Raw genomic sequence first — 14,128 nt, forward strand, 5'->3', positions numbered from 1 at the left:
CCTGCTGCAATTACCCCACCGCTTTGCGTAACGATGTCGGCATTTTTATTTTCAGTTGTTGTACCAAATCGTAAATATGATGAATATTTAAACTGACTTTAGCACGTGTGCATGCCACGTACAGCAATCTTAATTCTTCATCGCTAATTTTATGTTCTTTGTCGTTCAGTTTAAATTGGTAGTCGTCTTCAATATGTACCCGATTCCATTCTAAACCTTTGGCTTTATGCGCTGTCGAAATAATATAGTCGGCTTGGTCAATTGGGGTGATTTTTGCCAACGCCCGTTTGAGTGGATCAGTGCCGTGATCATCCACCAGTTTGACCAAAGGCTTAATGTCACTGCCATCGTTGGTTTCACAGTATTCGTGCACATCATGCCAAGAGTTAAACCATGCCAGTTCAGGAACATCGGTCACACGTTTGCCTTGTTTGAGCATCGCGGCAGCATCGACAAAACGGTTTAAGCGCACATGGTCGGCTTGCAGACTGACTTTGTCGCCATGTACCAAACCTGCCAGTAGCAGTTCCATGGCACGGGCGTTGGTACGGCATAAAATCGCATCGCGCATTTTGGTATGCGGTTTGTTGACCACTTTGGAATGTAATTCTGGATTGCCCAAGAGTGGCACGGTTTCATTCAGCCCACCTAAAATGGCATTGGCGGTCAGGGCAATTTCTTCACCAAAACGGAATGATGTGGTCAGCCGTGATTCAGGCAAAGGTAATTGCTGCATGGCATTGATTGCACCACGCCAAGCATAGATTTGCTGATGCGCATCGCCCACATAAATCACTTGAGTATTACGTTGCTTGAGTAAAATGCCCAACATGAGCGGGTCGGCATCTTGAGCTTCGTCAAACAGCACATAATCGGCAGGAATGTTGGGTTCGGACAAAGCCCAAAGTTTCAGATAAATATCGTGTCCAATGCCAGCCTGATGATTCGGGTCAATTGACTCCAACCAGCGTCGTTCTACCGCAGGATAAAGATGCTTTTGTAAGGTGTCGATGTCTTCTGGATGCAACCAACTGGGTGCTTGTAAATGTCGTGGGGCAGGGTATTGCGAACTGGTCGAGCAGAAATGACTCACAGCATTGGCCACCAAACTGGCTAAACGACTTGGCATCAACACATATTTTTCATAGCGTCCGCCCATCATACGTCTAAGGGTAATCGGTTCTAAACGATACTCTTTGGCAATAAAACTTGGACTTAAACGGGGTAGGCGTAATTTGTCGGTGACTCCACGTGGAACGCTGCGATATGCAAGCGAGTGAAATGTACGACAATCGACCTGACGATGAAATTTACTTTGTGCTTCTGCGGCAATGGCTTTGTTAAATGCCAAGTACATGCCACGCCGTTCTGGCATGGCATCACTGATCATTTGTAAGGTCGTGGTTTTACCTGTACCTGCATAGGCAATCACTTTAAAAGATTTGCCCAGACGTGCATTATCTATAGCAGTGGCTTGCTCATAGGTCGGGCGAGGCTTGGTGATTACAGACACAGATCAGGGTTGGCTTTTCGCGTTAATGGCTACGGTTGGCTTTTTCAACCAAGCCTGATAAACCTTGACGACGAGCCAATTCATTCAGTACCACTTGCGGTTCAATATCGAAATAACCCAACATGACAATGCTGTGGAACCATAAATCGGCCACTTCATAAATTAGGTCATTTTTATTGTTGGCATTGGCTTCGGTGTTGAAGTCTTTGGCTGCGATAATGGCTTCTACGGTTTCTTCACCGACTTTTTCCAAAATTTTATTCAAGCCTTTATGGTATAGCTTGGCTACATAAGATGAGTCAGGATTAGCGGTTTTGCGCTCGCTCATCATTTGCCCTAAATAAGCCAAAACTTCAACCTGTTCAGCTTGTGCCTTTGATTGGCTCATGGCTAAGGTGTGAGCATTGGCGGCTTGTTCACCATAAATTTGATTCGGGTCTTTCAGCTGTGCATCTACAATTTCCCAACCATTGGCGGTGAGTTTGCGATAGAAACAAGATTCACGCCCTGTGTGGCAAGCAATTCCACCATGTTGTTCAATTTGCAGGATAATCACATCGGCATCGCAGTCCAGACGAATCTCGTGCACAGTTTGAAAGTGTCCAGATTCTTCACCCTTGTGCCACAATTTATTGCGTGAACGTGAAAAATACACCGCCTGATTTTTTTCGGCAGTCAGTGCCAAGGCTTCACGGTTCATCCACGCCACCATCAACACACGTCCTGTTTGATGATGCTGTGCAATGGCAGGCACTAATCCTTGTTCGTTAAATTTTACTTCATCGAGCCATTGCAAGTTATTCATGAGTTGTTCACCAAAATTAATTTAAATTGTATGGACGCTATTTTCTGAGCGCACGATTTTGCATCGTCCCTATAGTGTACGTGATTCAAGACAATTTACCTAAATTATCTTGCCAGATTTGTACTGTCAAAGCGTTTGCATAAATTGAGGGAAGTTTTGTTTTTCCACCATTTCCAGAAATTCATCGCCCAAACGCTGACTTTCTGCCACCGATTGTTTCCATAAGCGAATGCGCTGTGCCTGATCTAAACCTTTTAAGGTGAAGTCTTTACGATCGGGCAAACGGCCTAAAGGCAAGCTGCTTAAATATTCTGCCGAAGGTGATAGCAAGAGTGTCCGGGCCTGATTTTCAGGATTGGCTTTACGATGCTTCAACATTTTATCAAACCAGCCAGGGGTAATGCTGTCGGTAAAGTGTGGGTACAGCACAATGCCCTGACTTTGGTAAGGTAAATCTAGATGGTAGTCAATTAAGCCACCATCCCGATAACTGCCCACGGGCGCATCAGGAATGTCACGAATAGCAGACATCACCCCGGGAATAGACGCTGAGGCGAGCAGCCACGGTGCGACATTCTGCTCATTCAGGGCTTGGTAATGGGTGACAAAATCATCCTCTACCATAAACTGCTGACCTTGCGCAGGTTGGCTGATGACGCGTTGCATAAATAAGCGGTTATGTTTGCGCGCAATGGCATTGCTACCAATAATTCCAGCCACAGATGCTAGCAAAGGCAAGGCTTGGTCACTTTGGAAAATATGTTGAGCTTTGACGGAAATGACCGTGAGGTGATAGTCAGGATGCTGAATCAGTTGTTGTTGCTGTCCCTGAATCAGTTCAAACAGCATATTTTGACAAATCTCAGCGACTTCTTGGCGCGACATTTTTTTATGAAAATACAAGTTGGTATATAAATCGGACAGGCGTTCAGTGCCTTGTTTTGCGCCCCACGCCAAAATACTGGCAAAGCGCCAACTGCCAATTGAAGAACCGACCACAGTACGACGCTTTGGGGCTTGGGCAAAAAACTCGCCAAAAATAGCTTGGTCTAAGCCTTGAATGCCAATACCTTTGGGGCCGCCTGCTGCACCTGGAATAATATCGACGTGTTGGGCATGTAAGCCTTCTTGTTCAATCAGTTGGCGTGCCAGATGTCCTGCGCGAATATTGAGTGCAGGGGCACGTTTATGCAAAATCTGAGTCATGCTTGATCTATAACGCTACAAATGTGCATTAATTGTAGGTGTGGTGATATTTACAACAATGGCGAGAGGCATCACTTGGTGACTGATGAGTCATGCGGTAGTTTTTAGGATGAGTTAGAGAAAATCAGCGTGATAAAAAAGCCTGCTTTAAAACAGGCTTTCTAATTTTTTTATCGTCTAATCAGTTTGTTATCAAGCAATGTGGCTTTATTTAGCTATACGCCAAATCGCCAAGAAACTTGCCAACGCGATTAAAACAATAGAGACATACCACGGTGCAATAATCGCAATGGAGAGGAAAATGGCCATAATGCTGCCAAAAATCCAGCTGCGTTTTTGCTGATGTTCCATTTGTAGACGCATGCTTTGTAATTCATGCAATTGTTTGGAATGCCAAGCCGATTGGTTTTTTAAACCATTTAAACTGTCAATCATTAAACTTGGTAAGTCTTGCGCACCCAGTAACAGGTCGGGAATTTGCTGCCCAATTTCTTTGACATTTTTGACTGGATTCATATTGGCTTTAATCCAATCCGTTAAAATTGGTTTTGCCAGTTTCCAGATATCCAGTTCTGGATATAAGTCTGTGCCCAAGCCTTCAACATGCACCAATGTTTTCAGGAGTAGCATCAATTGCGGTGGAATTTCCAAATGGAAACGACGTGCAATATCCATGACCTGAATCAGAATGCCTGCAAAGTCCAATTCGTGCATCGGTTTAGACACCATTGGCCCGACAGTACGGCGCATTTCACGGGCGAGAGCATCTTGATCTGTGCCCGGTGGAATCCAACCTGCTTGGTGCACCACTTGAATCAGCTGCATAAAGTTGCTGTTCATCACCGCCAGCAACATACGTGCTACGGTCATTTGGTCATGCTTGGACAGCTCGCCCATAATCGCACAATCTAGCGCAATAAAACGCGGATTATTCGGATTGATGGTTTCCACAAAGACGTTGCCAGGATGCATATCGGCATGGAAAAAGTTGTCACGGAACACTTGGGTAAAGAAAATCGTGAGGCCTTTTTCTGCCAAATCGGCACGATTCATCCCCAAACGATCAAAGGTTGCCGTGTCGGAAATTGGCACACCTGTAATGCGCTCTGCCACCATCACATCTTTACTGTCCATATAGACTTCAGGCACGTACATCATGCTTGAGCCTGTAAAGTAGTGACGCATGCGGCGGGTGTTATCCGCTTCTAAGGTCAAATCCAGTTCGTTGAGAATAATTTGACGATAGTCCTGAATAATTTCAGATAAATGTAGAGCGCGTGCCGCTTCCAGACGTTTTTCCAGTGCTGCACCGAGCCATTCCAGAATTTCAAAATCTTGTAGAATTTGCTGGCGAATATCGGGACGGGTGACTTTAACGACGACTTCACGACCATCATGCAAGGCAGCGGTATGGACTTGCGCAATGGAGGCTGCTGCTAAAGGTTGCTCATCAAAACGGGCAAACAGGGTGTTGATGTCTGCCTTGAGCGATTGCTGAATTCGCATTTGTGCCACGTCAGAACCGAATGGTTTGACACGGTCTTGTAGCAACACCAATTGCTGTAAAACTTCAGGCGGAATCAGGTCACGACGTGTAGACAGTAATTGCCCAAGTTTAATCGCCAGTGGTCCCATTTCTTCTAAAGCTTCTTTGAGCTTCAGCGGGTTTTTACGCTCTTTACTTGACCAAGCCGCAGGGTGCATGCGAATAAAACTGAGTGCATGACGTGCCTTTTCTGGTAGTTCTTCCGCAGGAAACAACGTGTCGAGTCTATAGTGCGCGGCAATGCGCCAAAGTTCGAGTAAACGTGAAACGTGCGGAATCATAAAGACTTATTCCCTAGGGCTGAGTGGAGTTTAAGGTGTCAGAAGCGGTATCTGGCTGTGCATCAAGCTGCGTTTGTAGCTGTTGGATTTTGGCTTCGGCACGGTCTAAATTTTGTTGAAAAATGCGCGTATCTTGTTGTAAGTCATCCATTTGCCAGCGTGGGGCAAATAAACCACTGTCTTCTTTTAGGGCATCTTCAGCAAAGAACAAATGGCTGTGTAGACTGCGTTTTAAATGCTTGGGTGCAAGCTGAATTTTGCCAACTTCATGAGCCAAAGCAGGACCAATCCAAGGGCTTAAATGTGCGGCCAAGTCTAGTTCAGCCTGCTGCATAATGCGCTGAATATCTTGTAAAAGATGATAGTCACCTTGTAGGGGAATATTGCCCACTTCATCGGATAGCAACAGTTTAAGCAATTGCACCACATTTTTAACATGCAAAGTGGCCGTTGCGGGGCTGATATTTTGCGCTTGATCAAACCTTGCGAAGCTAGAGCGCTTCTCATGCTCAAAAATAGAAGGCTGCTCGCTGTGACCTGTTGCAGTAGGTTCTAAACGAACTTTGTTGTCATCAAAAAAGACATCTACAGAAAGCTGTGGCGAATCGAGCACCACACGCAACATTTTGCCGTGTAGTTGGTTGAGCTGGATGCGAGTAATCGCATCCAAATCAATAACATGATGAATCAGTTTCTCAACTGCACCAAGGGCGAGAATTGACCACATTGCGGTACGCCTTAGAGTTTAAAACCACGGTGAACGGCAACAATACCACCAGTCAGGTTGTGGTAATCACAGTTTTGGAAGCCTGCCTGTTCCATCATGCCTTTTAAAGTGCGTTGATCTGGGTGCATACGAATAGACTCAGCCAAGTATTTGTAGCTTTCTGAGTCGTTTGCGACAATTTTACCCATCAATGGCAATGCTGTGAATGAATATAAATCGTAGAGTTTTGAGAACGGTTCAAATACTGGTTTTGAAAATTCTAAAATCAATAAACGACCACCCGGCTTGAGTACGCGGTACATCGCTGCCAAAGCTGCATCTTTATCGGTCACGTTACGTAAACCAAATGAAATAGTCAGTAAGTCAAAGCTGTTGTCTTCAAATGGTTCTAAAGTTTCGGCATTCGCCAACACGAAATCGACATTGGTACAGCCTGCATCAATTAGACGGTCACGGCCAACATTCAGCATAGATTCGTTAATATCTGACAGTACCACATGACCTGTAGGGCCAACTTCACGGCTAAAGACTTTGGCTAAGTCACCCGTACCGCCTGCAATGTCCAGTACGCGCTGACCACGACGTACACCTGACATATTAATCGCAAAGCGTTTCCATAAGCGGTGAATACCAAATGACATTAAGTCGTTCATAATGTCGTATTTGCTTGCAACCGAGTGGAAGACTTCTGCGACTTTCTGGGCTTTATCTTCACTGCTGACGGTTTGGTAGCCGAAGTGTGTGGTTGCACCGACATTGCCTGTGTTGGCACCGCGCGGCAAATTATATTTTGGCACTGAACCCGTAACAGGTGTATCCGTTAATTTTTGTTCTAAAGATTGTTGCTGACCTTGTGGAGCGCCTTGCGGTAGAGGTTCGGTTAAGAATGGACTCACTTTGTCTGTTGGTTGTGCCGACTCGGGAGTAGCGGTAGGCGTTTGATTTTCATTCGACATTGGAGTCACTCCTCAGGATAAAAAGGCTTAAGGCTGCAGTGTATGCATGATGACAGATTCTAAGCACTTGTACAGTAATCATCATGCAATTGTTATGAATAATATACAGAAAAAACCAAAGATAGCGTAAGTGTGCTGAATAAGTGTTGGTTATTTCACACATTGGGATTATGAAAATGGATGTAAATCACCTGCATGTACTTTGGCAATAATTTCCCGTTCTGTGGTAGTAAATTGCTTCACAAATTTCTCTGCAGACTTTAATGGTTTCATGGCTAAAAAGCCATCTTGCATAAACTCATACATAATTTGAAAACTGTATTTTTGCGCCGCGCCTTTACACATTTTAAAAGCGGTATAGACCACAAAAGAGCGCATATATTTATCTAGGTTTTTACCCAGTTCATCCAACATATTTAATTGTTTTAAGCGTGCTTCGCCCTGATCGAGCTTTAAATAAGTCAGACGCATCATCTCATCATTTAAAGGCATATTTTCAGGATAGTCCTGTAGCAATTGTATCGCGACTTGTTCATCTAACTGCACTGCCAAAATCGCCAGACTTACCCCAGAAGTCCCTGTTTTGATTGCATTTTCAGGGATGATTTTTTCAGCTTTGTGTGCATATTTCAGTAGGCGAGCAATTTGACCTGCCAAAGCGTCAAAATCTGGACCGCCATATAAGCGGTTTAAAAAATATTCAGCCATCAAGACATTGTGCTTTTCGGCAAACTGTGTGGCATGGGTGCGTTGCATACGCTGTTTTTGCCATGCTTGAACATCTTGTAAGCGTTGAAAAAGCATAGGATTTTTATGATATTTAAATTGATAATACAGTTCTAACAGCTCATCTAAAGCAGCAAGTTTAGACATAGGGTGTCTCATTATTGAGTTGAATGGGCAAATCTTAATGTGAGTTTGATCTCGTCGCTATGACAAATTACACAGAATTCCAAACGGCAAAGGTCAGTGTGTGAGATTAATCTACAAAAATACGCGAAAAGTTGTTAAAAAATGGGTCGATATTCGTATACTGATCAAAGTCTGTCGCTCATTCTAATATCGTAAATATAGACGAATGATCAGCAGAGCTTAAATAACACAACAATAGGGTAGATGATGTCACAAGCACATACTGAATTTAAACTCATGGAAGAAGAACAACTTTCAGTCGAGCTAATTGAAGCCCAATATGCTTTAAAAAATACCAAAGGTGAAAAAAATGCCAAAAGTTTGCTGATTTTAGTGAGCGGCATTGAATTGGCGGGTAAGGGTGAATCGGTTAAACAATTAAGAGAATGGGTCGATCCGCGTTATTTAAGGGTAAAAGCCGATGCGCCGCACCCGTTTAATCCCAAACAGACACTTTGGCAGCCTTATGCACGTTTTATTCCTGCCGAAGGTCAAATTATGGTGATGTTTGGCAATTGGTATAGTGACTTATTAAGCACAGCCATGCATGTGTCTAAACAAATTGATGACACCATGTTTGATAACTATGTCGAAAAAATGCGTGCCTATGAAGAAGACTTAAAAAATAACCATGTGGATGTCATTAAAATCTGGTTCGATTTATCGTGGAAATCACTACAAAAACGACTAGATGATATGGAACCGAGCGAAGTGCATTGGCATAAATTGCACGGCTTGGATTGGCGCAATAAAAAGCAATATGACAGCTTGCAAAAGCTGCGCCAACGCTTTACCGATGACTGGATTATGATTGATTGCGAAGATGAAACCATCCGCGATCAACAATTTGCACAGCATATTTTACGTGCTTTAGAGCATTGTCCTGTGCATCCGACCAGTTCGGGCATCACTTGGCAAGCTGCAGAAATTCCAGAAGTTTTGCTTAATCCTGTATCTGAATCGGTCAATGAGGATGACTATAAAGCAGAGTTAAAGAAACTCACGAAAAAAGTGGCAGATGCACTGCGTTTAGATAACCGTAATGTCAGCATTGTTTTTGAAGGAATGGACGCAGCAGGCAAAGGCGGCGCGATTAAACGGATTGTAAAAAAACTGGATCCGCGTGAATACGAAATTTACACCATTAGTGCACCTGAAGCCTTTGAAATCAGTCGTCCTTATTTGTGGCGTTTTTGGACGAAAATTCTGCCTGAAGAAAAAATCAATATTTTTGACCGTTCTTGGTATGGGCGGGTATTGGTAGAACGTGTAGAAGGTTTGATTAGCCCACTGGAATGGCAGCGTTCTTATGACGAAATCAACCGTTTTGAAAAAGACTTAAATGATCATCAAACTGTCGTCATCAAATTTTGGTTAGCCATTAGTAAAGATGAGCAGGAGCTGCGTTTTAAAGCACGTCAGGAAACCGCACATAAGCGTTTTAAAATTACAGATGAAGACTGGCGCAACCGTAGCCGTTGGGATGATTATTTGGTGGCAGCGGCAGATATGCTGCAACGTACCAGTACCGAATATGCACCGTGGCACATCATTCCGAGTAATGACAAAAATGCAGCACGTTTGGAAATTTTAAGAACCATCTTGAAACAACTCAAGGCAGAATAATCTGCCTCGAGGATGCAAAGACTGCGTGTTAAGTTAGCTGAATTTGAGTCTGTTTAGTTTAAAAATTAAGCATTCACAACTTTGGCTTGTTTAAGCTGAATGCTTTTTGCCAGTTTATAGCTTTCTTCAACATGCGTTTCGGCAATTTTTTTCATAATAAAATAACCCAAACCTGCTGCCACCATTTGTCCACCCAATGGAATAAACTTGGTGACTTGTTTGGTGATGTACTTGGCTGCGACATTATTCAGGGATTTTTTTACTGCAGTACGCGCCACGACTAAGCCTGAAAATTCCACACCGCGTTTACGCAATTCGCTCCAGTGGACTTTTCGGGTTTCAGGATCATACACGCTGACTTGCTCAGGAGATAAGCCAAAACGTGCATTAATTTCTGGAATCAGTTGCGACAAGATGCCCACATCAATGACAACGTCTAAGAACGGCACAGGAATGACGGCTGCACCTGCAGAAAAATAGGCACGTTTTTTGACCAGTTCTAGGCATTCTGCACGAATCATTTCCAAGTCTAGGCTTGGATCAATACTGTCTGGAATTGTCTCTCTTTTTATCATAAATACAACCTTAAAATGGCGGATAATCGTATGCTGTTTGGTAAATTAAACCACTTTATTCAAAGCACTTTTTGAATAAAGTAGGCAATAAAAGTATGCTTGTAAAGTGGCATACACCGTTGTAAGTGTATAGCCAATAATCTTTATTCTTTTGTTGTGCTTGAGGCAAATGATAGATCAACGGCCTTCTAGTACATTTAATACATTCTTATTCAAAATAAATTAAAGGATACCTTATGGCGATTCATGTCATACAAAGCCAACGTATAGAAGTTTTAGTCAATGAAATGCTGAAAACCATACGTCAACCGACATCGAATCCGCTTCAGGTGCTACAAACCCAGCATTTTATTGTGCCTTCAGTGGCAGTAGAAAAGTGGCTGACGGAAAAAATAGCCGAGCAAAAAGGCATTAGTGCCAATACTGAATTTCATCATCGTATTCGTGCCTTTCAATGGGCCGCTTATCAGGCAGTTTTAGACGATAAAGATCGGGTGCGTCAGGCAAATATTCCGCGTATTGTGATGCAATGGCGTGTGTTTTATGACTTACAACCGTGGATACAACACGAACAAAACCCACTTCCTGCCGAGCATGCTTTACATCGTTTGATTCAGCGAATTTATGACAGCGCAGAGCAATTGTCACAGGGTTTAGAAAAGCAGCTCAAAAAGCAAAACATGCTGTATTGGGTGGCAGATAAAGTTTCACGTTTATTTAGCAATTACATGGTTTATCGTGGTTTTTGCCAAAAAGGCTGCGAGGGTGTCTGCCAATGTCAAAGCAATTGGTTAGCGGTTTGGGGACAACAGAAACGCCTGAACTTAAAGCAGCAAATTTATATCCCTAAAAACTTTGAGAGCGAAGAAGAAAAACAAGCGGCATTGGAAATAGCCGCATTTACTCAAGAGCAAGCCGAAGAATTAGAGCAATGGCAAAGTTGGTTGTGGTTGCATATTTTTCATGCAGATTTTGAAAAAATGCAGGAGATTGATCTGCAATTTTGGCAAGCTTTGGGCGAGCCTGAAAATCCAAATTCGTGTATTAACAAATTACCCAAACAGTTGGTGATTTTTACCTTATTGGATTTGCCGCCAAGTCAGTTGCTGTTTATCCGCCGTTTGGCGCAGTATATGGATATTTTTATTCTGCATTACAACCCATCGCAAGAATATTGGGCAGACATGGTCGATCCTAAGTGGAAATTAAACATGGATGCGCGAATCAAAAGTCGTTTTATTCGTGAGATGGAAAGTCAAAATAAAACCGTAAGTGATGATGATATTGCTGCATATATCAAAAAATATAATGGCGAATTTAATGCCGATATGCGCGAGTCACATCATCCTTTGCTGACACGCTTTGGTAAACAGGCACGTGATCACTTTTCTTTATTGGCGGCGTTGTCAAGTGGTGATGAAGGCGAGTGGTATGATCTTTTCCCTGAAGAAGAGCCGCAGCATTTACTGGGTAAAATTCAATCGGATGTATTGAATTTGGTTGAGCCAGTCGCGCAGGCGTATGACTTAGATCCTGCCGATGAGTCATTGCAAATTCATGTGTGTCATTCAAGTTTACGTCAGCTTGAGGTACTCAAAGATCGTTTAATTGCATGGCTAGGACAAGATGACAGCCGCCAAGCCAGTGATATTTTGGTATTGAGTCCGAAACTCAAAGAACAAGAGTCTTTAATTCGCAGCGTATTTGCTGCACCGCCAAGTGAGCGTGATCTCTATCAGAAAGGACAACAAAAAGCACAGCAGAATCAAGCTACTTTAGGGCATCAACTCAGTCAAGATAGTGTGTATTTGCCTATTCAAATAGCAGGTATCAGCTCTTTAGATATTCACAATGCTTGGCGTGCGGTGGTTGGGCGTATAGCGTTGGTACAAGGACGTTTTAGCTTTGAGGAGTTTGGTGACTGGTTGAGTTTAGCTGCCACACAACAGCGTTATGCCTTGAATTTAAACAATATTGAGCGCATGAATGAGTTGTTGGCCAATGCAGGTTTTAAACGTGGTTTAGATGCCGAGCATTTAAAACGCAGCCTGAGTGCAGATGATCAAGATTATCGGTTCAGCTTAAAGTTTGCTTTAGATCGTTTGGCTTTGGGCGTTGCAGTGCCAGAGCATTGCGTGGTTCAGCACACTTTAAGTTATGCCGATGTGCAAAGTAGCGATTTTGAATTGATTTTTAAACTGGTTCAAATTTATCAGGATTTTGCACAGCGCCGTGATTGGCTAATTCAGCATGAATTGGGGCAAGCCAAAACGGTGGAATATTGGCTTAAACAACTGATGCAAGACCTGAGTGAGTTTCAGGATGCAGGGGTAGATGTGTTGGCATCGGTGTTTAGTTTGGTGCAAAAACATGACCGTATGCTGACCTTAGCCAGTTATTTTGATGTGCAGTCGGGTCAAGATTTGCGTCATTTAAGCTTACCGCTGGATTATATTCTGCAAGAAATTTCAGCCCAGCTCGAAACCCAACTCGAACAAGCCAGTCCATCGGGCGCCATTACCTTTAGCCAAATTGGTGCAATTCGTCCACTGCCGTATAAGCTGATTGTGATGCTGAATTTGGACAATGGCGTGTTCCCAAGTCGTGACCAGCAATTGGCTTTTGATTTGATGCAATTATTAAAACCACAACTGGGAGATCGTTCACGCATTGAGGATAATCAAGGGGCATTTTTAGATAGTTTATTGTTGGCGCAAGACAGTGTTTGGTTATTTTATAACGGTTTTGATGTCAGTGATGGCGAGGTGCGCGATCCATCCGTGCTGGTGCAGGAATTTGTGCAGCATTTGGAGTTGATTGTGAAACATCCCGATGAAGCTAGCGATTCACGCTTAAATTTGAATGGTGTCGAGATTCCCGCACAATTGAAATCTCTTTATCACTTACATAGTTTGCAACCTTTTGATCAACTGCGTTTTGCCGAAAGCCGTGAAGTTCGCTTTAAAGATCAATGGTATCGGGTTGCCAAACAAATGCAGCAAGAAACCACACCACGCGAAGCATGGTTTGGTGAATATCCATTATTGCCACAAGACGTGGTGGTACTCGACAGTATGCAATGGATTCGAGATGTGTGTTTCCCTGCGCGTGCCTATTTAAAAGCGATTGGGGTCGAAAATTTACAATCCGACACTGCTGCAATGAACCACGAGCCGCTTATTTTAAATGGCTTGGAAAAATATAGTGTGCGTGATTTTTTACTGCAACATGGCGAGCAAGATGCAGAAAGCTTGTTGCAAGATACCTTGCCTGTGGGTAAAACCTTAAATGCCACGTTTCAAACGGGACTGCAAGAACAGCAATATTTACGTGACACACTCCAGCAATTTGCAGACGAGGCAACCACAACAACGCAACAGCTTTGGAAAATGAATCCGCATCTGCATATCCGTATTCAAGTGCCTGAACAGCCGACAAAGCTTTGGTGTAGCGTGGTGGCAGCGAGTGCCAGACCAAGAAAATATGCCGAAGTGTGGTTGGAATATTTGTTTTGGGTGGCCTATCAGAACACAGAACATCAAGATTTAGAGCGGATTGTGGTGTGTAAAGATGCGGTGATTCATTTTGCCAATATCAATGCACAGCAAGCACACGAGTATTTAGCCCAGTGGTTTGAGTTCTGGAAACACGCACAGCAATATCCTGTGTTATTGCCTGCGGCTTTAGTTTTAAAAATGAAAGATAAAAAAGAATTTGAAATCCAATGGGATGAAGCTCAGTCCGATCAGGTTTTGAACATGGAAAGCTTCGTAAAACATTGGCATGACGGTGCTAGGAGGAGCTTTATTGATGAAAGTGAGAAAAATCACCCAGACTGGTCATTTATTTTTCAAGACAGTGAAACTGAACCGTTGTTGATTGAGGCATTTCAGCAATATAGCCATCGACTGTATCAGCCCATCATTGAAAATTATGAATCTGCGAAAAATCTTCAAAAACAAGGGGAATCTGCGTGAACTC

10 protein-coding genes are annotated in these 14,128 nt (G+C 43.3%); 2 read left to right on the forward strand and 8 right to left on the reverse strand.

What is annotated here, in order from left to right; translation table 11 throughout:
- Positions 1–10 precede the first annotated feature (10 nt).
- The 7 genes from AC07E5_RS09315 to AC07E5_RS09345 all read right to left on the reverse strand — a co-directional run bounded on the left by AC07E5_RS09315 (position 11) and on the right by AC07E5_RS09345 (position 7,907).
- Positions 11–1,513, reverse strand: coding sequence for a UvrD-helicase domain-containing protein (locus AC07E5_RS09315; protein WP_498625300.1), 1,503 nt, complete (start codon positions 1,511–1,513; stop codon positions 11–13).
- A 22-nt stretch (positions 1,514–1,535) separates the two neighbouring features.
- A complete protein-coding gene (gene hisIE, locus AC07E5_RS09320; protein WP_004975893.1) occupies positions 1,536–2,318 on the reverse strand; it encodes a bifunctional phosphoribosyl-AMP cyclohydrolase/phosphoribosyl-ATP diphosphatase HisIE in 783 nt (260 codons plus the stop codon).
- A gap of 126 nt (positions 2,319–2,444) precedes the next feature.
- The gene (locus AC07E5_RS09325; RefSeq protein ID WP_004975897.1) at positions 2,445–3,524 is read right to left on the reverse strand and encodes a patatin-like phospholipase domain-containing protein; all 1,080 of its coding nucleotides are present in this window, start codon (positions 3,522–3,524) and stop codon (positions 2,445–2,447) included.
- 207 nt (positions 3,525–3,731) lie between these two features.
- The gene (locus AC07E5_RS09330; RefSeq protein WP_096901336.1) at positions 3,732–5,351 is read right to left on the reverse strand and encodes an ABC1 kinase family protein; all 1,620 of its coding nucleotides are present in this window, start codon (positions 5,349–5,351) and stop codon (positions 3,732–3,734) included.
- Positions 5,352–5,364: 13 nt separating this feature from the next.
- Positions 5,365–6,078 carry a ubiquinone biosynthesis accessory factor UbiJ gene (locus tag AC07E5_RS09335; RefSeq protein WP_286417193.1) on the reverse strand — a complete coding sequence of 238 codons (714 nt, stop codon included), beginning with the start codon at positions 6,076–6,078 and terminating at the stop codon, positions 5,365–5,367.
- Between the two features lie 11 nt (positions 6,079–6,089).
- Entirely contained in the window at positions 6,090–7,034 is a 945-nt protein-coding gene (gene ubiE, locus AC07E5_RS09340) for a bifunctional demethylmenaquinone methyltransferase/2-methoxy-6-polyprenyl-1,4-benzoquinol methylase UbiE (RefSeq protein WP_004975907.1), read from the reverse strand.
- A gap of 168 nt (positions 7,035–7,202) precedes the next feature.
- The gene (locus tag AC07E5_RS09345; protein ID WP_004975910.1) at positions 7,203–7,907 is read right to left on the reverse strand and encodes a DUF8198 family protein; all 705 of its coding nucleotides are present in this window, start codon (positions 7,905–7,907) and stop codon (positions 7,203–7,205) included.
- 246 nt (positions 7,908–8,153) lie between these two features.
- Here AC07E5_RS09345 and pap point away from each other — a divergent pair, with 246 nt between their 5' ends.
- Entirely contained in the window at positions 8,154–9,572 is a 1,419-nt protein-coding gene (gene pap / locus AC07E5_RS09350) for a polyphosphate:AMP phosphotransferase (protein ID WP_104852966.1), read from the forward strand.
- Positions 9,573–9,637: 65 nt separating this feature from the next.
- Here pap and AC07E5_RS09355 read toward each other — a convergent pair whose 3' ends face one another.
- Positions 9,638–10,147, reverse strand: coding sequence for a hypothetical protein (locus tag AC07E5_RS09355; protein WP_004975913.1), 510 nt, complete (start codon positions 10,145–10,147; stop codon positions 9,638–9,640).
- 236 nt (positions 10,148–10,383) lie between these two features.
- Between AC07E5_RS09355 and AC07E5_RS09360 the strand changes: the two genes are divergently transcribed.
- Complete coding sequence (locus tag AC07E5_RS09360) at positions 10,384–14,124, forward strand: exodeoxyribonuclease V subunit gamma (protein WP_498625302.1); 3,741 nt, start codon at positions 10,384–10,386, stop codon at positions 14,122–14,124.
- Positions 14,125–14,128: the final 4 nt, after the last annotated feature.

It is taken from the genome of Acinetobacter seohaensis (assembly GCF_056431365.1).